Annotated in this window: 19 protein-coding genes; 13 read left to right on the top strand and 6 right to left on the bottom strand. The window is 73.5% G+C overall.

Annotation, left to right across the window (positions count from 1 at the left end):
* Nucleotides 1–30: 30 nt before the first annotated feature.
* On the bottom strand, nucleotides 31–1,059 hold the full coding sequence (argC, locus tag IEY56_RS06705) for an N-acetyl-gamma-glutamyl-phosphate reductase (RefSeq protein WP_189036132.1): 1,029 nt from the start codon (nucleotides 1,057–1,059) through the stop codon (nucleotides 31–33).
* A gap of 157 nt (nucleotides 1,060–1,216) precedes the next feature.
* Between argC and IEY56_RS06700 the strand changes: the two genes are divergently transcribed.
* From IEY56_RS06700 to IEY56_RS06690, 3 genes are all read left to right on the top strand, one after another.
* Complete coding sequence (locus tag IEY56_RS06700; RefSeq protein ID WP_189036131.1) at nucleotides 1,217–1,876, top strand: HEAT repeat domain-containing protein; 660 nt, start codon at nucleotides 1,217–1,219, stop codon at nucleotides 1,874–1,876.
* Between the two features lie 16 nt (nucleotides 1,877–1,892).
* Nucleotides 1,893–2,903 carry a HEAT repeat domain-containing protein gene (locus tag IEY56_RS06695; RefSeq protein ID WP_189036130.1) on the top strand — a complete coding sequence of 337 codons (1,011 nt, stop codon included), beginning with the start codon at nucleotides 1,893–1,895 and terminating at the stop codon, nucleotides 2,901–2,903.
* A 203-nt stretch (nucleotides 2,904–3,106) separates the two neighbouring features.
* Nucleotides 3,107–3,625, top strand: coding sequence for a hypothetical protein (locus tag IEY56_RS06690; protein ID WP_189036129.1), 519 nt, complete (start codon nucleotides 3,107–3,109; stop codon nucleotides 3,623–3,625).
* A 43-nt stretch (nucleotides 3,626–3,668) separates the two neighbouring features.
* On the opposite strand, the gene IEY56_RS06685 is transcribed toward IEY56_RS06690, so the two are convergent.
* Nucleotides 3,669–4,235: a histidine phosphatase family protein gene (locus IEY56_RS06685; protein WP_189036128.1), complete on the bottom strand. Its 567-nt coding sequence runs from the start codon at nucleotides 4,233–4,235 to the stop codon at nucleotides 3,669–3,671.
* Nucleotides 4,236–4,390: 155 nt separating this feature from the next.
* On the opposite strand from IEY56_RS06685, the gene IEY56_RS06680 reads away from it, so the two are divergent.
* A complete protein-coding gene (locus IEY56_RS06680) occupies nucleotides 4,391–5,380 on the top strand; it encodes a hypothetical protein (RefSeq protein WP_189036127.1) in 990 nt (329 codons plus the stop codon).
* 73 nt (nucleotides 5,381–5,453) lie between these two features.
* Here IEY56_RS06680 and ligD read toward each other — a convergent pair whose 3' ends face one another.
* Nucleotides 5,454–6,473, bottom strand: a complete 1,020-nt coding sequence (ligD, locus tag IEY56_RS06675; RefSeq protein ID WP_189036126.1) for a non-homologous end-joining DNA ligase — start codon at nucleotides 6,471–6,473, stop codon at nucleotides 5,454–5,456.
* Nucleotides 6,474–6,714: 241 nt separating this feature from the next.
* Here ligD and IEY56_RS28810 point away from each other — a divergent pair, with 241 nt between their 5' ends.
* The gene (locus IEY56_RS28810; RefSeq protein ID WP_268241315.1) at nucleotides 6,715–6,843 is read left to right on the top strand and encodes an LPFR motif small protein; all 129 of its coding nucleotides are present in this window, start codon (nucleotides 6,715–6,717) and stop codon (nucleotides 6,841–6,843) included.
* A 238-nt stretch (nucleotides 6,844–7,081) separates the two neighbouring features.
* Nucleotides 7,082–7,525 carry a hypothetical protein gene (locus IEY56_RS06670; protein ID WP_189036125.1) on the top strand — a complete coding sequence of 148 codons (444 nt, stop codon included), beginning with the start codon at nucleotides 7,082–7,084 and terminating at the stop codon, nucleotides 7,523–7,525.
* Between the two features lie 35 nt (nucleotides 7,526–7,560).
* Here IEY56_RS06670 and IEY56_RS06665 read toward each other — a convergent pair whose 3' ends face one another.
* Nucleotides 7,561–8,598 carry a LacI family DNA-binding transcriptional regulator gene (locus IEY56_RS06665; protein WP_229711663.1) on the bottom strand — a complete coding sequence of 346 codons (1,038 nt, stop codon included), beginning with the start codon at nucleotides 8,596–8,598 and terminating at the stop codon, nucleotides 7,561–7,563.
* Nucleotides 8,599–8,854: 256 nt separating this feature from the next.
* Here IEY56_RS06665 and IEY56_RS06660 point away from each other — a divergent pair, with 256 nt between their 5' ends.
* The 4 genes from IEY56_RS06660 to IEY56_RS06645 all read left to right on the top strand — a co-directional run bounded on the left by IEY56_RS06660 (nucleotide 8,855) and on the right by IEY56_RS06645 (nucleotide 13,319).
* A complete protein-coding gene (locus tag IEY56_RS06660; protein ID WP_189036124.1) occupies nucleotides 8,855–9,982 on the top strand; it encodes a mandelate racemase/muconate lactonizing enzyme family protein in 1,128 nt (375 codons plus the stop codon).
* Entirely contained in the window at nucleotides 9,979–11,283 is a 1,305-nt protein-coding gene (locus tag IEY56_RS06655; RefSeq protein ID WP_189036123.1) for an MFS transporter, read from the top strand. The genes IEY56_RS06660 and IEY56_RS06655 overlap by 4 nt, the downstream gene beginning before the upstream one ends.
* A gap of 141 nt (nucleotides 11,284–11,424) precedes the next feature.
* Nucleotides 11,425–12,462, top strand: coding sequence for a zinc-dependent alcohol dehydrogenase (locus IEY56_RS06650; protein WP_189036122.1), 1,038 nt, complete (start codon nucleotides 11,425–11,427; stop codon nucleotides 12,460–12,462).
* A gap of 71 nt (nucleotides 12,463–12,533) precedes the next feature.
* Entirely contained in the window at nucleotides 12,534–13,319 is a 786-nt protein-coding gene (locus IEY56_RS06645; protein WP_308424120.1) for an SDR family oxidoreductase, read from the top strand.
* A gap of 87 nt (nucleotides 13,320–13,406) precedes the next feature.
* On the opposite strand, the gene IEY56_RS06640 is transcribed toward IEY56_RS06645, so the two are convergent.
* A complete protein-coding gene (locus IEY56_RS06640) occupies nucleotides 13,407–14,903 on the bottom strand; it encodes an aminotransferase-like domain-containing protein (RefSeq protein WP_189036121.1) in 1,497 nt (498 codons plus the stop codon).
* Here IEY56_RS06640 and IEY56_RS06635 point away from each other — a divergent pair.
* The 3 genes from IEY56_RS06635 (at nucleotide 14,902) to IEY56_RS06625 (ending at nucleotide 17,338) form a co-directional block, all read left to right on the top strand.
* Nucleotides 14,902–15,930, top strand: coding sequence for a DMT family transporter (locus IEY56_RS06635; RefSeq protein WP_189036120.1), 1,029 nt, complete (start codon nucleotides 14,902–14,904; stop codon nucleotides 15,928–15,930). The genes IEY56_RS06640 and IEY56_RS06635 overlap by 2 nt on opposite strands.
* A 141-nt stretch (nucleotides 15,931–16,071) precedes the next feature.
* Nucleotides 16,072–16,263, top strand: a complete 192-nt coding sequence (locus IEY56_RS06630; protein ID WP_189036119.1) for a DUF1918 domain-containing protein — start codon at nucleotides 16,072–16,074, stop codon at nucleotides 16,261–16,263.
* A gap of 241 nt (nucleotides 16,264–16,504) precedes the next feature.
* Complete coding sequence (locus tag IEY56_RS06625) at nucleotides 16,505–17,338, top strand: eCIS core domain-containing protein (RefSeq protein ID WP_189036118.1); 834 nt, start codon at nucleotides 16,505–16,507, stop codon at nucleotides 17,336–17,338.
* Between the two features lie 253 nt (nucleotides 17,339–17,591).
* On the opposite strand, the gene IEY56_RS06620 is transcribed toward IEY56_RS06625, so the two are convergent.
* Nucleotides 17,592–18,920 (bottom strand): COG1470 family protein, encoded by a 1,329-nt coding sequence (locus IEY56_RS06620; RefSeq protein WP_189036117.1) that lies wholly within the window; start codon nucleotides 18,918–18,920, stop codon nucleotides 17,592–17,594.
* Nucleotides 18,921–19,065: the final 145 nt, after the last annotated feature.

The raw sequence follows: 19,065 nt of genomic DNA, 5'->3' as shown, positions 1-19,065 counted from the left end.
CGCCGCCGGCCGTACGGTCGCCCCGGGCGTTCACGGGGCGAGCCCGGCAGCGGGCAGCCCGAGCGCCTCCGGGAGTCCGAGGGCGATGTTCATGCTCTGCACCGCGCCGCCAGCGGTGCCCTTGGTGAGGTTGTCGACCGCGGCGACGACCACGATCCGGCCGGCGTCCGCGTCGACGGCGGTCTGGAGGTGGACGTTGTTCGAGCCGGTCACCGCGCCCGTGGCGGGCCAGTGGCCCTCGGGAAGCACCGTGACGAACGGCTCGTCCTGGTACGCCTTCTCGTACACGGCGCGTACGGGCTCGTCCCCGGCTCCCGGGAGCGCCTTCGCGCTGCACGTGGCGAGGATGCCGCGGGGCATGGGCGCGAGCGTGGGCGTGAAGGAGACGCTCACGGGACCCCCTGCCGCCGCGCTGAGGTTCTGGACCATCTCCGGTGTGTGGCGGTGCACGCCGCCCACTCCGTAGGGACTCATCGAGCCCATCACCTCGCTGCCCAGCAGGTGCGGCTTGAGCGCCTTGCCGGCGCCGGAGGTCCCCGTCGCCGCCACGACGACCGCTTCCGGCTCGGCGAGCCCGGCCGCGTAGGCGGGGGCGAGGGCGAGCGAGACGGCCGTCGGATAGCAGCCCGGGACGGCGATACGGGTGGCTCCCCGCAACGCGTCGCGCGCTCCGGGCAGTTCGGGGAGCCCGTACGGCCATGTCCCCGCGTGGGGCGTGCCGTAGAAGCGTTGCCAGGCGGAGGCGTCGGAGAGGCGGAAGTCCGCGCCGCAGTCCACGACGAGGACGTCCTCGTCCAGTGCCTCGGCGACAGCGCCCGACTGGCCGTGGGGCAGTGCGAGAAAGACGACGTCGTGCCCTTCGAGCACGGAGGGCGTGGTCTCCTCCAGCACGCGGTCCGCGTACGGCGTCAGGTGCGGCTGGAGCGAACCCAGCCGCGAGCCCGCGTTGGAACCGGCCGTGAGCGCTCCCACCTCGACCTCGGGATGAGCGGCCAGCAGGCGCAGGATCTCCCCGCCCGCATATCCGCTCGCCCCCGCGACCGCTGCTCGCACTGCCATCTGACCTCCTCCTCGATAGCATGACTATACGCAGTACGGCAGTTTTATGCAAAGAGGGGGTAAGAGGTCCCCGCGCGGGCGGGGGCGGCGGTCGCGCGGTGGCCGCTTGACCTTGACACCGTGGCAAGGCATTCACTGACGGTCAGGAGGTGCCTCGATGACGATCTCGGAATGGGACGCGGACGCGGTACGGGCGCTGCGAGGGCTGGAGGACGACCGGCCGTCCGTACGGCTGCGGGCCGCTCTGGCCGCCGGCACCGCGCCCGACGCGCGCTTCGTCGGCAAGCTCGTCGAGCGGTGCGCGGTCGAGCCGGAGTTCTTCGTCCGCGACATGCTGACCTGGGCGCTCACCCGCCACTCCGTCGGACTGACGCTCCCGGCGCTGCTGCGCGAAGTCCGTTCGGGGTCCGGTCAGGCACGCAGCCAGGCCCTGCACACGCTGTCCAAGATCGAAGACCCGCGGGCCTGGCCGGCTATCACGCAGGCCCTGCTGACCGACGCCGACGAGGAGGTGGCGCGCAGCGCCTGGCGGGCGGCGGCCGTGCTCGTCCCGGACGGCGAGCGGTCCGCGCTGGCCGCGGTGCTGGTGGGGCAACTCGGGCGCGGCGGGCGGGAGATGCAGCTGAGTCTCAGCCGGGCACTCGTGTCGCTGGGTGATGTGATCGAGCCGGCGCTCGAAGCCACGGCGGCGGCGCCGGATCCGCGGGTGCGCGCCCACGCGCTCGCCACACAGCGGCTCCTGTGGGAGCCGGACGCCGGGTTCGAGTCCGCGGTCGAGGAGGCCAAGCGCATCGTGGCCCTCGGTGGGTCCGGTTGAGGAGGGACGGCAGGACGTGCTGATCGGTGAGGTGGCGCGACGGTCCGGGGTCAGTGCCCGCATGCTCAGGCACTACGAGTCGCTCGGCCTGGTACGGCCCTCGGGCCGCACGGGCTCCGGCTACCGGGAGTACTCCGAGGACGACATCAGGCGGATCTTCCACGTGGAGAGCCTGCGGACGCTGGGATTGTCGCTGCGCGAGATCGCTCGCGCGCTGGAGGACCCCGGCTTCACGCCTTCGGCGCTCGTCGGCGACCTCGTCCGCCGGACGCGCGAGCGCATCGCCGCCGAGACCGAACTGCTCACGCGGCTGCGCCGGATCGACGCCGCGGAACCGGGCGGCTGGGACGACGTTCTGCGCACCGTTTCGCTCCTCCAGGCGCTGGGATCGGAGAGCGCCGGCATGCGGCAGCGCGCTGCCCTGTCCGCGGACGAACCTCCCGTGCCCGTCGAAGCCCTGGCCGAGGCGGCGCTGCGCGAGACGGACCCGAACGTCGCCGGAGCCCTCAGATGGGCGCTGGCGCGTTCCGGCGGCCGGGGCGCGGAGCTGCTGGCGGAGGGCCTCGGCTCGACTGCGGCGGCGGTGCGGGAGCGCGCCGTACGGGCCCTGGCCGAGATTCCCGGCGAGGAGGCGGCCGGGCGGCTGCGTGACGCCCTCGCGAGCCCGGACACGCAGGTCCGCGGGCAGGCTGCCCTGGCGCTCGGGTCGCGCGGGGAGGCGGACGGGATCCCGGTACTGATCGACATGATCGCGGAGGGAAGGAACGACACCGACGCGGCCGATGCCCTGAGCGTCCTGGCCGGCGTGGACGCCACGGCGGAGGAGATCGCGGGCCGGCTCGCCGGGCGCCTCGCCGGCGCCTCCGTCGGAGCGGCGGCCCGCGGACGGCTGACCCAGGCGCTCGCGGACATCCCCGGCCCGACGGCCTCCCGCGCGCTGGTGGAGCTGTCGCACGACGAGGACCGCGCCGTCGCGCTGACAGCCGCATACCTGCTCCAGCTGCGCGGCCACGACGGCGGTTCCTGACCGGGCCGGGAGGCCGGTCAGGCGGTGAGCGGGCGCGCTCGGACGTGCGAAGCGGGCAACGAGCGCGGTCCGAACGTTGCCGGAGACCGGACATGCCCCTCCCGCCGGGGACAACGAGGATTCTGCTTGCGACAGAACGGGACGTAACGGCGGCAGCAGAGCCGGCCGCGCTGCAGGTCCCGGCCGAGTAGAAGCGAAGTGAAGTGGCACGTCACAAGAGCGCGAACCCGAGCGGCGCCGCGTCGCACCGTCTCCCCCGGATCCGTTCCACGGACTACGAGGACGCGCCGTCCCGCCGGATCGACCAGGCGCCGCTCACCCGCCTCCTAACCTCGTGGGAGACCGGAGGGGCCGCGGGCCCGGCGGCAGCCGACGAGGCCGCACGGCTGCTGGCCGACGACGAGGAGGACGGCCCCATACACCTCGTGCGGGTCCTCGCCGCGATCGAATCGGCGGCCCGCCGGACCGGCGGCAGCCTCTCCCACCTCACCGACACCCGGGACGTGACGGCCGCCTGCGGCGGAACGCTCCACCACCTCGTCGAAGTGCTCCACGCCGGCGGGCTGCGCGCGGCCACCTCCGCGGCCCGCGCCCTCGACGCCCGCTCCCGGTACCTGGTGCTGACCGCGCTGCGCCCGCACTGGCACGGACCGCTGCACGCCATCACCGGACGGCTCCGCGACAGGGACGTCATGCCTCCCAGGAGCCCCTGGCGGGCGTGACCCGGCAGGCGGCGCCCCACCGCTCCGGCTTCCGCCCCCGGACTCAGGACTGGAGGCTCAGGCTCCACTCGCCCGCACGGCCCGAGAGCGTCGCGGCGGCGAGCGGCTTCACGTCGACGTGCCAGAACGAGTGCGGCGGCGCCTTCAGGGCGTAGCACAGCGCGGCACGCAGCACGCCCGGCTCGACGACCGCGACCACCCAGCCGTCGCCGACCGGGCGGGTGTCGATCCACGCGCCGATGCGCTGGATGAAGGCGACGAGCGACTCGCCGCCGTGCGGTGTCATGCGGGGGTCGGTCATCCATGCGTTCACGGCCCGGGGTTCGCGGGCGGTGACCTGCTGGAGCGTGGAACCGTTCCACCGGCCCATGTCGCAGTCGCGCAGCGCGGGCTGGGCGAGAGGCGCCAGGCCGAGGGAGACCGCGGTCTCCCGGCAGCGGGTCGACGGCGAGCAGTACCGCAGCTCGGCGGCGGCCAGGTAGGACAGCGCCGGCTTCGCCCTGCGCACCTCGTGCCACCCCGCCGGGTCGAGCGGGCGGCTGTCCGCGAACCGCGCGTCGAGCACCGACGCACTGCGGCTTGCGGCCAGCAGTGTGAGGCGAAGGGACATCCGGCGATCGTAGAGCGAGCGGCGGCCTTGTTCGACAGATCGTCCACAGGGAGCACGAGTGCGCTGGTCGGCGCCCCGTGGGACGGCGCGCACTTCAGGTGGTGAAATCGAGGTGAGCGTCGCGAAACAGGATGTACCGGTCACGGGAGGCCCGTGTGGACCTGGACGAGGTAGCGGACGAGCTGTACGGGCTGCTTCCGGAGGAGTTCACCGCGGCCCGGGACGACCGCGCGCGGCAGGCACGGGCCGCGGGGCAGCGGGACCTGGCCGGTGAGATCCGCGGCCTGCGGCGCCCCACCCTCGCCGCGTGGGCGAGCAACCTCCTCGTGCGCGAGCAGCAGGAGGACGTCGCCCCGCTGCTGCGGCTCGGCGAACAGCTGCGCGACGCCCACCGCGACCTTGACGGGCAGGAACTGCGTGCCCTCTCCCACAAGCAGCACCAGCTCGTGGCCGCCCTGGCCCGGCAGGCGGCGCGGCTCGCCTCGGAGGCCGGGCAGCCCCTCGGCCCGCAGGCCCAGCAGGAGGTGGCGCGGACGCTGCAGGCGGTGCTGTCCGACCCGGGCGCCGCGCGGGAGTGGGCCGGCGGGAGACTTGCGAAGCCCCTGTCCGTCGCCGTCGGGTTCGACGCCGCCGCCGAGGCCGCGGGCCCGCAGAGCCGCACAGGGGACGGACGCGCACGCAAGCGGAAGCCCTCCTCCGCCGGAACCGCGTCGTCCTCCGCGAAGAGCGCGCGGCGCTCGGACAGCACCGCGCCCACAGCGAAGGACAAGGGCGGGTCACGAGCGGACGAGGAGGCCCGTCAGGCCGGGGAGCGCGCCCGCCGAGAGGCCGAGGAGGCCGCCGTCCGGGCGGACGAGCTGTGGCGGGAGGCGGACGCAGCCGACGGCGACGCGGAGGCGGCACGGTCGGCGCGGGAGGAGGCCGAGGAGAGAGTGGAGCGGCTGCGCGAGGAACTCCGTGAGGCCGAACGGGAGCACACACGTTGCCGCAAGAGCGAACGGGAGGCCGGCCGGACGGCGCGGGAGGCACGCCGCCGCGCGGAGGACGCCGGGAAACGCGCGAAGCAGCTGTCCGAAGCGGCCCCCTCGGCGGGACGAGGACGCAGCGGCAAGGCCGCCTCCCGCGGCGAACACCGGGGACGCTGAGCCACACCGCACGGCGGTCCCGCTCGCGGACCGTCTCACGGGACCCGCGGTCGCCGGGACGGCCTGCCCGTCGTCACGCCTGCCGCGGCTCCTCGCGGACGACTTCCCGCGGGTCCTTGTCGTCCCGGAGGCCGAGGAAGCGCGGGTGGCGCAGCTTGCCGTCCCGCGTCCACTCGGTGAAGCCGATCTGCGCGACGAGCTCCGGCGACGCCCACCGGGCGCCCCGCTCCCGTACGGGATCCGCGAACGGCGAGCGCGCGACGGCCAGTTCGTCGAGGCGGCGGCGGAGAGAGACCAGTGTCGCGTTGTCGTAGCCGGTGCCCACTTTCCCGGCGTAGCGCAGCTTCCCCTCCTGGTGGTAGCCGATCAGCAGCGCTCCGAAGCCGACGCGGCTGCCGGAGGGTTCGGTGCAGCCGCCGATGACGAACTCCTGGCCCGCCTCGCACTTCAGCTTCAGCCAGTCCGGCGAGCGGCGGGTGACGTACCGCCCGTCGGCCACCTTGGCGATCAGCCCCTCCCAGCCGCGGCGGCATGCGTCGTCGAGGAGCTGCCGGCCGCCCTGGTTGCGGTGCGAGGTGAAGCGCAGCGGGGCCCTGAAGTGAAGGGCGCCGCGCAGCAGTTGCTTGCGTGTCCGCAGCGGGAGGGCCCTGACGTCGGCCCCGTCGAGGCGCAGCAGGTCGAAGAGGTAGTAGGTGACGGCGACGCCCGTGGCGCGGGCCTGGCGCGGGTCCGTCAGCTGCATGCGCTGCTGCAGCCGCTCGAAGGAGGTGCGGCCGCCGGCGAAGGCCACGATCTCGCCGTCGGCTGTGAAGTCGTCGCAGTCCTGCGCGGCGAGGGCGTCGACGATCTCCGGATAGCTGCCGTTGAGGGGCTTCCCGGTGCGCGACAGCAGGCGGACGTCGTCGCCCTCCCGTACGGCGAGGACGCGGATGCCGTCCAGCTTCCGTTCGAAGAGCCACCGGCCGCCTTCGAAGTCCCGCCTGTCGCTGAGGGTGGCGAGCATCGGGCGGGCCGCCAGGTCCCTGCCGGGGGGCGCGTCACGGAGGCGGGCGCGGTGCTCTTCGGGGAGGGCGTCCAGCAGGGAGTGGTCCATGGTGCGTCCTCTGTGCCGGTGGGGGGCTGAGCGCGGTGTTCCCGGAGCGTCGGGGACGTCGCGCGTACCCCCGTGAGCGGTCGCCATGCCGGGATGCGCGGGACGGGCCGGGGCCTGCGGGCCCGAGCGCTAATGAATCAAATCCGCCCCGTTTCCCCCCGGATACGCGGGGCAAGCGGGGACCACGGCAGAACACATCGCAACACACCGGCCCGCTGACGGGCCGGAACGGAGGTTCACCATGCTGAAGGCGATTGCAGACGTGCTGCGGACCATCGGCGGCGCCGTGGCCACCGTCGTGACTCTGCCCTTCCGCCTCGTGGCCAGGCTCTTCGGCGGCGCTTCCGACACCGCCCACGGCCGCCACTGACGGCCCGGCGAAGACCTGTCCGGTTCAGGACCGGACGGGCGTGTGGGGGACGGAACGACCGCGCCCGCCGCGAGGTGACGACCGCGGCGGGCGCGGCGCTGTCTCCGAACGTCGCGCTCCGGGCGCCGCCCCGGCCCGGATGCTTCCCGGGACTGGTCCCCGGTCGCTCCCGAGACGCCCCTCCCCCGCGTCTCGTACGCAGGAGGCGGGACGGCTCGCCAGGCTAGGGTCCTGCCCCATGACCGACCGAGCAACTAACCGGACCCTTACGTGCGTTGGGTTCTCCACCGCCTTCGCGCTCGGAGCGCTCCTCCTCTTCACCGTCGGACCGGACGTGGAGTACGCCGGGACCTCCGGCAGCACGGAGTACCAGCTGGAAGCCGAGTGCGCGTCCCTCGCCGCCATCGGCTGGGGCGACGGCCACCTGGATCTGGACGGGACCCGGGCCGGCTACACCTTCACGATGGACCCGGACGACTCCGACGTGCTCGGAAAGCTGGAGACGGCGCAGGAAGGCGGCAGCGCGAAGGCGAACGAGCAGATAGCCACCGACTGCGACCGCAAGCGCACCAGGAACGCCGCCCTCATGAGCGTCCTGCTGGCCCCCGCGGCCGTCTTCGCGAGCGTGAGCGCACGCGGCGCGGGGCGCCGGAAGCGGGAGGACGGTCCGTCAGCTCCCTGACGTCAGACGACGCCGTTCCTTGTGGACAGGGCCGGTCAGTCCCGTGAGGGCGGCGGCCCCACCGAAGCGCGGGTGATGACCCGGGGCTCGGCCGGAACGCGGAAGTCGCGCGGCGGCTTGCCCTCCAGCTGCTCCAGGAGGGCGTCGACCGCCGTGGCGCCGACCTCCTGCAGCGGCATGGCGAGGGTCGTGAGAGGCGGTTCGAGGTAGGCGGCCATCGGCAGCTCGTCGTAGGTGAGCACCGAGAGGTCGCCGGGGACGCTGCGGCCCGCGGCCCGTGCGGCGTGCAGGACCCCGATGGCCTGGCCGAGGGTGCTCACGTAGAGCGCGGTGAGTTCCGGGTGCTCGCCGAGGAGGGACGTCGCCGCCTTCGCCCCGCCCTCCTCGCTGAAGGTGCCGTGCGCGACGGGCGCCGCGGCGAGGCCGAGGCGCTTCGCCTCGGCGAGGAAGCCGCGCTGCCGTGCCGTCGACGAGGCGACCCGTTCGGGGCCGGCGATGTGGCCGATGTGCCGGTGGCCGTGGTCGGCGAGATGGCGCACGGCGACGGCGCTGCCCCCTGCCAGGTCGGTGGTGACGTTGCGCTTGCTGCCGCGCACCTCGCGGTTGACGAAGACGTGCGGCACGGACGCGAGCGCGGTGCCCCGCAGCCACCGTCCGCCTGAGCGGGCCGAAGCGATGAGCAGGCCGTCGACGCGGCCGGAGCTGATCAGGTCGAGCAGCATCTCGCCGGCCTTGCGTTCGGGGCCGTCCTCGACGAGGAGGACGACGTAGCCCAGTTCAAGGGCGCGCTGGTAGGCGCCGCGGATGATCCGGGAGAACACCGGGTTGGTCAGATCGGGGATCAGCAGCGCGATCGCGCGGGCCTGGGCGCGGGCCAGCGCGCGGGCGCCGGCGTGGGGCTGGTAGCCGAGCGCCGAGGCGGCGTCCCGGACGCGCTGCCGGGTCTCCTCGCGGGCGGAGAGCGTCGGGTCGCCGTTGAGGACGCGGGACGCCACGGACTTGGTCACACCCGCGCGCTCGGCGACGTCGACGAGCCGTACCCGGTCCGCACGTACCCCGGCTCGCTCCACCACTTCGCCTTCCACCGCCCGCTGTTGACTCTTCCCCGTCTCCCGGCCCCAGAGCCTACCGCGCGCGGAAAACCGGTGTTCTCCTGCGGCGTCCCGACGGACTACTCATGCGGAACCCCTTGACACGGGACGGACGGCCAGGCGTAGCGTCCCTCCGAAGAAAACCGGTTTTTCAGCCGGACACGAGTCCCTGGCGTGCGGCCGCGACTGCTTCGGCAAGGACTCCTCCCCCGCCGCGCTCGTCCCTGAGGAGGTCTCGATGGCGAGAATCGACGCCGTACACACCGGTCTGTACCGGGTACCGCTCCCGGCTGTTCTGACGGACAGCACGCACGGTGCCATGAGCGACTTCGAGCTGATCACCGTCCGCGTGCAGGACGCCGACGGCGCCGAAGGCCTCGGCTACACCTACACCGTCAACCACGGCGGCTCCGCCGTGCACGCCATGATCGAACGCGATCTCGCCCCCGTGCTGACCGGCCAGGAGGCCGACGCGGTCGAGGCGTGCTGGCAGAAGATGTGGTGGACGCTGCACTACGGCGGACGCGGCGGCCACGCCACCTCCGCGATCTCCGCACTCGACATCGCCCTGTGGGACCTGAAGGGCCGGAAGGCGGGACTGCCGCTGTGGCGGCTCTTCGGCGGGTACGACCCGGCCGTGCCGGTCTACGCCGGCGGCATCGATCTGGAGCTGCCCGTGGCCCGGCTGCTGGAGCAGGCCGACGACTTCCGGAAACAGGGCTTCCGGGCGATCAAGATGAAGGTCGGCCGTCCTCGTCTCCGCGACGACGTCCAGCGCGTCGCGGCCATGCGCGAGCACCTCGGCGAGGACTTCCCGCTGATGGTGGACGCCAACATGCGGTGGTCAGCCGACGAGGCGCTGCGGGCCGCGCGCGCCCTCGCGCCGTTCGATCTGGTGTGGATCGAGGAGCCCACCATCCCCGACGACGTGGCCGGCCACGCCCGCATCGTCAGCCAGGGCGGGCAGCCCGTCGCCACCGGCGAGAACCTACACACGCTCTACGAGTTCCAGCAGATGATCGCCGCGGGCGGCGTCACCTTCCCCGAACCGGACGTGAGCAACTGCGGCGGCTACACCGTCTTCCGCAAGATCTGCGCCCTCGCCGAGGCGGCCAATCTGCCGGTCACCTCGCACGGTGTGCACGAGCTGACCGTCCACGCGCTCGCCGCGGCCCCCCACCGCAGCTACATGGAGGCGCACGGCTTCGGCCTCGACGCCTACATGCTCAATCCGCCGCTCCTGCCGGACGATTCGGCGGGCGGTCACGTCATCGCGCCCGAACGTCCGGGCCACGGCGTGGACTTGGACTTCGACAAGCTCCAGGCGATCCGCACACCCGGCACGACGGGGACGGTGACAGCATGAGCGCCCCCGCCGAAGTGAAGGAGACCCGCACCGGGCGCACCGGGCCCGGGGTCCGCTGGAGGGTCCTGTCGGCCAACGCCGTGGTGCTGATCGTCAACTACGGAGATCGTGCGGCCCTCGGGGTCGCGGCACCCTTCATCGTCAAGGAGTTCGGCTTCAGCCCGAGCACCATGGGCATTCTGATGAGCGCCTTCGCCTTCACCTACGCGCCGGCAGCCTTCTTCGGCGGCGCACTCGCCGACCGGTACGGGCCGCGCAAGGTGATGACGGCCGCGGTGGTCTGGTGGTCTCTGTTCACCGCTGCGGCCGCACTGTGCTTCAACACTGTGACCTTCCTGCTGCAGCGCCTCCTGTTCGGCCTCGGCGAGGGCCCGCAGGGTTCGGTGACCGCGCGGACGATGAGCAACTGGTTCCCACGCCGCGAGTACGCCACCGCCGTGGGTCTCTCCTTCGCCGCCAACCCGCTGGGCGCGGCCATCGGCACTCCCGTGGTGGCGGGCCTGCTGGTCTGGAGCGGCAACAACTGGCGGGTGCCGTTCCTGGTGCTCGGGGCCGTCGGCGTGCTGGTTGCGGGGCTGTGGTGGTGGGTCGTACGCGACCGGCCCGAACAACACCCGTCGGTGCGTCAGAAGGAACTGGACCACATCGCCGGCGGCGAACTGGCCCGCCCGGACGACGCCTCCGCCGAGGCGCCTTCTGTCGGCTACTACCTGCGCCGCCCCGCTGTGCTGGCCGCCGCGCTGGCCTTCTTCGGATTCAACTGGATCACCTTCCTCTTCCTGTCCTGGTACCCCACCTACCTGGTGGAGGAGCGCGGCATCGAACTGGAGGAGCTGGCGTGGGCCGGCTCGCTGCCCTGGATCGCGGGCGCCGTGGGCACAGCACTCGGCGGCATCGTCTCCGACCGCCTCGCCAAGCGCCTCAACGCTCCCTACACGGTGCGCAAATGGGCCGCGATCCTGGGCCTCTCGGTCAGCGGGCTGCTGTGCTTCGCGCTCACCTCGGTTGCCGGCACGGTGCTGGCCGTGGGCCTGTTCACCGTCACGATGCTCCTGCTCTACACGAGCAACGCCCAGTTCTGGGCGCTGGTGCAGGAGTGCGTCCACCCGGCGCGGGTCGGCGCTGTCAGTGGATTCGTGCACTTCTGCGCCAATCTCGCCGCGATCCTCGCCCCCGCCGCCACCGGCTTCCTCGTCGAGGACCTGGGTTCCTGGAACGCCGCGTTCTCCCTTGCGGCCGGACTGGCGGTGCTCGGAGCCGTAGTGCTCGCCGTGGTACGCCGCCCGGCTCCGGCGCGGTAGCGCCGCGCGGCACATCTCCCGTCCGTCAGCAGGCCCCGCCCCGGTCCGGCGCACCGTGCCGGACCGGGCCCGCCGGACGACCGCCGCTGTCACACGACCGACCCCACCTGCACACGCCTGAGCGGAAGCGAGCGAACCCTCATGACCCACACCACTGCCGCCTTCTACACCGGCGGGCGCACCGTCACCGCGGGCGAGGCCCCGGTGGCGGCGCCCGGCCCGGGTGAAGTCACCGTCGACGTCGCCTACACCGGCATCTGCGGCACCGACCTGCACATATTCCACGGCGACATGGACTCCCGGGTCGCCCTGCCGGCGATCATCGGGCACGAGATGTCCGGGCGGATCTCCGCGACGGGCGAGGGCGTCGAGGGCTGGGCGCCCGGGGACGCCGTCACCGTGATGCCGCTGCGCTGGTGCGGCGACTGCCCGGCCTGCCACGCGGGGAACAGCCACATCTGCCACCGGCTCGACTTCGTCGGCATCGACTCGCCCGGCTCGCTGCGCGGCCGGTGGACCGTCCCGGCCGGACTCCTCGTCCGCCTCCCGCGGGACCTGCCGCTGGACCGGGCAGCTCTGGTCGAGCCCACCGCCGTGGCGGTGCACGACGTGCGACGGGGCGGGGTCGCCGCCGGGGAGAAGGTCCTGGTCGTCGGAGGCGGGCCGGTCGGGCTGCTCATCGCGTCGGTGGCCGCCGGTGCGGGCGCCGACGTGCTCCTCGCCGAACTCGACCCGCGACGCCGGGCGTTCGCCGCGGAGCTGGGCCTGCGCACCGTCGACGCGGCGGGCGACGTGGCCGCCCGCGTCCAGGAGTGGAGCGGCGGCGCCGGTGCGGACGTCGCCTTCGAGGTCTCCGGCGCGGCCGACGGCATGACCACCGCGGTGGAGGCGCTGTCCGTACGCGGACGGCTGGTGCTGGTGGCCATCCACGGCCGGCCTCGCACCGTCGACCTGCACCGCTTCTTCTGGCGGGAGCTGACCCTCGTCGGCGCCCGCCTCTACGACCGCTCCGACTTCGAGCGCGCCGTGGAGCTGGTCGCCGAAGAAGCCGTCCCGGCGGCCCGGTTGATCTCCACCGTCGTCCCGCTGGCCGAGGCGGCCTCGGGCTTCGCGGCGCTGGAGGGCGGCGGCGCGGGCGAGATGAAGGTGCTCGTCGACTGCACCGCTTCGGGCGCCTGACCGGCACCGCTCCGCCCTACCCGCACCCCACGCGAAACCGGCAACACCCCGCAAGAGAAGGAGAGTTCACTGTGCCGTCCCTCCCGCCCGCCGTTTCTCAGCTGTTCGACCTGTCCGGCTGCCGTGCCGTCGTCACCGGATGCCGCCGCGGCATCGGCCTCGCCATGGCCGAGGCCCTCGCGGAGGCCGGAGCCGACATCGTCGGTGCCAGCGCCCGGCTCGAAGCCCACGGCAGCGACGTGGAGCACGCGGTCACCCGGCACGGCCGCGCCTTCAGCGGCTACCGCGTCGACTTCGCCGACCGGCAGGCCGTCGCACGCTTCGCCGAGGACGTGGAGAGGGACCACGGTCCCGTCGACATCCTCGTCAACAACGCCGGGACGATCGCCCGCCACCCTGCTGCCGAATACCCGGACGAGGCGTGGGACCACGTCGTCCAGGTCGACCTGAACAGCCAGTTCGTGCTCAGCCGTGAACTCGGCAGGCGCATGGTGGAACGGGGCCGGGGGAAGATCGTCTTCACGGCCTCGCTGCTCAGCTTCCAGGGCGGCGTCTTCGTCCCGGCCTACGCCGCCGCCAAGTCCGGAATCGCCGGACTCACCAAGGCCCTCGCCAACGAGTGGGCGGCGTCCGGCGTCTCGGTCAACGCGATCGCGCCCGGCTACATCGTCACCGACAACACCAAGGCGCTGTACGAGGACGCCGACCGCAGCACCGCGATCTCCGACCGCATCCCCGCGGGCCGCTGGGGCCGGCCCCAGGACCTCGCCGGCGCCACCGTCTTCCTCGCCTCGCGGGCGTCGGACTACGTGCACGGCGTCGTGCTCCCCGTGGACGGCGGCTGGCTCGGCCGGTGACCTCGCAGCCGGCCGCGGGGCTGCCGTCCCGAGGCACCGCGAGGAAGGGGTCGTACGGGGAAGGAAGCGCCCAGGCAGATGGGTGCTTCACTCCCGCGCGGCCGGGCCGGCCGCACCGCTTCCGGACGGTGACGCACTGCGGCCGCCAGTCTCCTCGAAAGCGTCGCGCAGCCGCCGTACGCCCTCCACCAGGTCGGCCTCTCCGCTCGCCGGTGCGAAGCTGATCCGCAGATGCGGCGCCGGTGATTCGGCGGGGAAGTACGGGCGTCCAGCGGCGACGGACACCCCGGCCCGCAGCGCGGCACCCACGAGCGCCGCCTCGCCCGTGCCGGCGGGCAGGCGCGCCCAGAGATGGAAGCCGCCGCGGGGGGCACGGACGGGCACCAGGTCGGGCAGCCGGCGGGCCAGCGCCGTGAGCATGACCTCCCGTCTGCTCCTCAACTCCCCCGCCACCGTGCGCAGATGACGCTGCCAGGCGGGCGCTCCGACGAGTTCGAGCGCGGCCTCCTGCAACGGCCTCGAGACGAAGAAGCTGTCCACTGTCTGCACGGCCCGCAGCCGCTCCAGCACCGGCCCGCGCGCCGCGAGCGCCCCCACGCGCAGGCTCGGCGACGTGATCTTCGTCAGGGAGCGCAGATGGACGACCCGGCCGTCCGCGTCCTCCGAGCACAGCGGGGGCGGCAGCGGGCCGGCGTCCTCGTGGGCGAGGCAGCGGGCGAAGTCGTCCTCGACGACGAATGCCCCGACCTGCGCGGCGGCCGCGAGGACGGCCTCCCTCCGCTCTGCCGCCAGTACGGCGCCGGTGGGGTTCTGGAAGAGGGGCTGGCAGACGAAGACGCGCGCTCCGCTGGCGCGGAACGCCTCGGCGAGCAGCTCCGGCCGGACCCCGTCCGCGTCGACGGGCACGGGAACGGGCCGCAGCCCGGAGGCCCGCGCCGCCGCGAGCAGCCCCGGGTAGGTCGGGGACTCCACGAGGATCGCCGCCCCGGGTGCCGCGAGCCCGCGCAGGGCGGTCGTGATGGCGCTCTGGCCGGCCGAGGTGACGAGCACGTCCGCGGCCGAGACGCTTCCCGAGGGGCCGCCGATGTCCCTCGCGAACCAGTCCCGCAGCTCCTCGACACCCTCCACCGGCGGCCGGGACCACGCCCCGGGGCGCCTCCCCGCCCTCGCGAGCGCCGCCGACAGCGCGCGCTCGGGGCGCAGGTTCGCGGGCAGGTACCCGCCGCTGAGTTCGACGGCGCCGGAGGGCGGCACCGCCAGCGTCGCCAGCACTCCCCCGGCGTCCACGCTGCGCGGCACCTGGTCGGCGGAGGCGTCCGCGCTGAGCGCGACCTCCTGCCAGGAGGTGTCGCCCTTCACCGCCGGCGCCGTCCGCGACTCCGCACGGAAGGCCCCGGCGCCGGGGCGGGTGACGACGAGCCCTTCGGCGGCGAGGCGGGCGAGTGCGCGGGAGACGGTCACGGGACTCACGCGATGAGCCTCGACGAGCTCCCGGCTCGACGGCAGCTTCTCACCTGGCAAGTAGCGGTTCAGATCCGCACGGAGAGTTTTCGCCAGTTCAGCGACGCTGCTACGCTCATGCATGAGAGACAACGATAGCGCTATTGGCTCGCAGGGAGTAGCGGTTCCCCCTTGCGGAGCGGAGCCCGACGCGACGGACGCACAGTCGCAGCGCCACCCCGCGGCATCCGCACCGGCGGCCCCCGCAGCTGCCGCACCGGCAGCGCGGACCGCCCAGAGCGCACCCCGGGCGGGTGGCCGGGGGCTGCTGCTCGCCGCGCTGGGCGTCGTCTGCTTCTCCCTCACCTTCCCCGCCACCGCCTGGTCGCTGGAGGGCTTCGGTCCCTGGTCGGCGACCTTCCTGCGGCTGCTGCTGGCGGCCGTCCTCGCGAGCGTCCTGGTCGCCGCCTTCCGCGTCCCCGTGCCGGCGCGGCGCCACTGGCCGTGGCTGGCCGTCGCGGCGTCGGGCGTCATGGTGGGGTTTCCGCTGCTGACGACGCTCGCCCTGCAGACGTCCACCACCGCGCACGCCGCCGTCGTCGTCGGCCTGCTCCCGCTGACGACCGCCCTGTACTCCTCGCTGCGCACCGGGGCACGGCCCTCCCGCGTCTTCTGGGGAGCCGCCCTCGCGGGGGCGGCGGCCGTCATCGCCTTCGCCCTGCACGAGTCCGGCGGTGCCCCCACCACCGGCGACCTCTTCCTGGGCGTCGCACTGCTGCTGTGCGCCGCCGGGTACGCGGAGGGCGCGCGCCTGGTGGGCGAGCTGACCGGGACACAGGTGGTCGGGTGGTCGCTCGTGGGGTGCCTGCCGCTCGCCGTGCCGGGAGCCGCTGTCGCCCTCGCCCTGGAGCCCTCCGGCGGGCCGACCGTGCACGCGGTCCTCGGACTGCTGTGGGTGGCCGCCGGGTCGCAGCTGCTCGGGCTGACGCTCTGGTACCGCGGGCTGAGCGTCGCGGGAGTGGCCAGGGCCAGCCAGACGCAGCTCGCGCAGCCGCTGCTCACACTCGGCTGGTCGGTTCTACTGCTGGGAGAGGACCTCTCCGCGGCAGCGCCTCTGACGGCGGTGGCGGTGCTGGTCTGCATAGCCGTCGTACGCCGGAGCCGTACCTGACGGGCCTCGCGGGCCGCACCTGACGGGCCTCAGCCCGGGCGCAGTTCACCGCTCCGCCGTAGACTTATCGGTACGGAAAGGTACAAGTGCGGACTGCACGGAACCCTCCGTGCACACCCTGCGAACAGGAGGGTCCTCCTGATGCGAGCGAAGACGGGCGACAGCCTGCTGGTGCACGGACGGGTCGTGGGCGACCACGACCGCGTCGCGGAGATCGTCGAAGTACTGGGCACGGACGGCGAACCGCCCTACCGGGTGCGTTTCGACGACGGCCACGAGGCCGTCATGTCACCGGGGCCCGACACCGTGGTGCGGGAGCGCAAGAAGGCCTGACGGCCCCCTCGGACGTACGCCGGGCGGCGGTCGCGCGTGAGCGTGCGGCCGCCGCTCACGCGCAACCGGACCTCCCCGGCACCGGCGCTCCCCGCCCCAGATCGGGCCGTTTTTCCCGAAAGGGCAAGCGGAAGTGCACCTCCGGTGCCGCTGTACGTCCTTTACGCTCTGCCCCCGCCCCGTCACGCTGGGCCCCCGTAACGACGTTCGTACGCGGCGGAGTTCGAGGGGGAGCGGCACGATGCGCGCACACGAGCACGACCGGGAGCACGGCCACGAACACGACGAGGTGCTGAGCCGGGACGGCACGCCGGGTGACACGCACGCTCAGGCGGAGCTGCCGCATCTGCTGCGCGCCGCCGCCTCCGGCAGGACGGACGTCGTCGGCCGGTCCGGCATGGGAACCCTGCAACGGACGGTGGGCAACAGCGCCGTGACGTCGATGGTGCAGCGGGAGGGCGCCGGGGACGGGCGCGAGCAGGAGGAAGGCGCCGGGCAGCCCGCTGCCAGGTCCTCCGTGCACGACGTGATCTCCTCCTCCGACGGGCAGTCCCTGGACCAGGACACGCGGACCGACATGGAGGGCAGGCTCGGCGCCGACTTCTCCGACGTACGGGTCCACACCGGTTCCGCCGCGCACGACTCCGCGAAGGACGTCGGCGCCCGCGCCTACACGGTCGGCAGCAACGTCGTCTTCCAGCGCGACGCCTACGACCCCTCGTCCCACGAGGGCCGCACCACCCTCGCCCACGAGCTGACCCACGTCATCCAGCAGCGCAGCGGGCCCGTCGAAGGGACCGAGGCGCCGGGCGGCATCCGCGTGAGCGAACCGTCCGACCGGTTCGAGCAGGAGGCCAGCGCCAACGCCGAACGCGTCATGGCGCAGCCCTCACCCGCGTCCGGCACGGCTTCCGGTCCCGCGGCGGAGGCGACGTCCGCCCCCTCCCCGGCCGCCGCCGTTCAGCGACAGGCCGAGGACGAGGAGGAGGAACCGGCGGACGTGCAGGGCTCGTTCGTGCAGCGCGCCGCCGGCGACGCGAAAGCCGAAGAGGAGGAGGAGCCACCTCCCGAGTGAGCCGCCGCGCTCCTGTGGGGGCGGGCTCTGCCCACGCGGGGACCAGCAGGGCGGAGATGCACGCGGTCCGGACCCCCGGACCGCCGGGCCGCCCTGCCTGCCCCCGGCTGTCTGCGGCGCGCGAACTCGTCGGCCTCGCACGGGTCTTGAGGACGACGCCTCGTGGTGGACGCACGCCGTCCGGACGAAGGAGGCGCGTACGGCGTGCGGCCGTACGCGCCCCGGAAGTGGGAACCCCGGCCCGGCGTGCTCGTCAGCCGCCCTTCGCGTCGCTCAACGAGCCGCCGAGGAACAGCGATTCGCTGCACTGGGACGGCTTGGGCGCCTTCACTGGCTTGCCCACCTGACGGCAGGTGATGGAGATGGTGATCTTGCCGCCGGCCGAGACCTCGATCGGAGTCACGAAGTGGTAGTCGGAGTCGCGGAAGTTCTCCAGCGCGAGGTCGAGCACCTGCCCGTCCTCGCTGGAGACGACGACAGTGCCCGAGTCGCCCTGCGGGTTCTGCACGACGATGTCGGTGAGCGAGAAGACCTTGCCGCTCTCGACCGTGTACGCGGTCTTGTCCGTCGCACCGCCGCCGACGGAGTCCTTGACCTGCACACGCGCGCTCTTCGGCGCGCCGCCTCCACCACCACCGCCCGCCCCACCGGAGCCGTTCGCGCCACCGCCGTTGCGGCCGCTGCTCTGCCCGCCCGAGCCGCTCGCGCCGCTGTTCGCGCCGCCACCCGCGCCCTTCCCACCCGCGGCCGCGTTCTTCGCGCGTTCGGCCTCCGCAGAGTTGATGGCCTCCGGCGTGATGGCCTCCTTGGCCGCCGACCGCACCGTCGGCCTCAGCAGCCCGTACCAGAGCCCGGCCAGCAGCCCCACCAGCAGCACCGCGGCGATGAGCACGCGGGGCAGCCAGCGCGGCAGGATGGCCTCCTGCTCGTACGTGCCGTCCAGCACCACGGGCATGGCGGGCTCGGCGCCGTCCCCCAACGGCCGCTGGGCGACGAGGACTTGGAAGGGATGGGTGACGGGCGCGCCGCGCCACACGCGCTGCACCGGCCGCACCCTCAGCTTCGCGAACTTCGCCTCTCCCGGCGGCACGTCCAGCTGCGCCGGCTCGAAGACCAGCCGCGCGCGCTCGGTCTCCTCCCGCGCCTCCAGGTCGAAAGAGGCATGCGTGTTGCCCCTGTTGTCGACGGCGACCTCGTGACGTCCCCTCCACGCGCTGTGCGAGGCGCGGGGAACGATCTCGGAGGTGACGTCGCTGAACGGCAGTATCTCGACGGAGCGTTCGGGAACCACCGTCTGCGCAGGGTCACTTGTGGGGATGACGCGCAGGCCCAGCGGCGTCTCGCCCGGCATGACCGACGAACTGCGCGGCGGGTGCAGCGTGATCGTCGCGGTACCGGACGCGCCGGGGTAGAGCGACAGGCTCTCGGGCTCGACAGCGGCCCAGCCCGCGCAGGGCCCGACCACCTCGAAGCGGACTTCCTCGACCGTGGTGCCCGAGTTGAGCACCTGGACGGGTAGGGCCGCCTCGCTGCCGGGCTCCAGGCTGACGGTGGACTCGTCGAGGCTCGCCGAAACACTCATGGCGCGCACCGTACGTTCACACCGGCATTACGAGCAGCGGCCGGACAGGAACGCTTTCGGGCAAATGCGGGTTCTCTCTGAGCCATCGTGTTGTGCCCTCTTTCGCACCGTACGGACGGCAGGGAAGCCTTCTGCCGCACAGAAC

This window comes from Streptomyces daqingensis (assembly GCF_014645895.1).
Classification (GTDB): Bacteria; Actinomycetota; Actinomycetes; order Streptomycetales; family Streptomycetaceae; genus Streptomyces; species Streptomyces daqingensis.
Note: the sequence above shows the minus strand (reverse complement) of the source record. Positions and strands in the feature narration are given on the sequence as shown.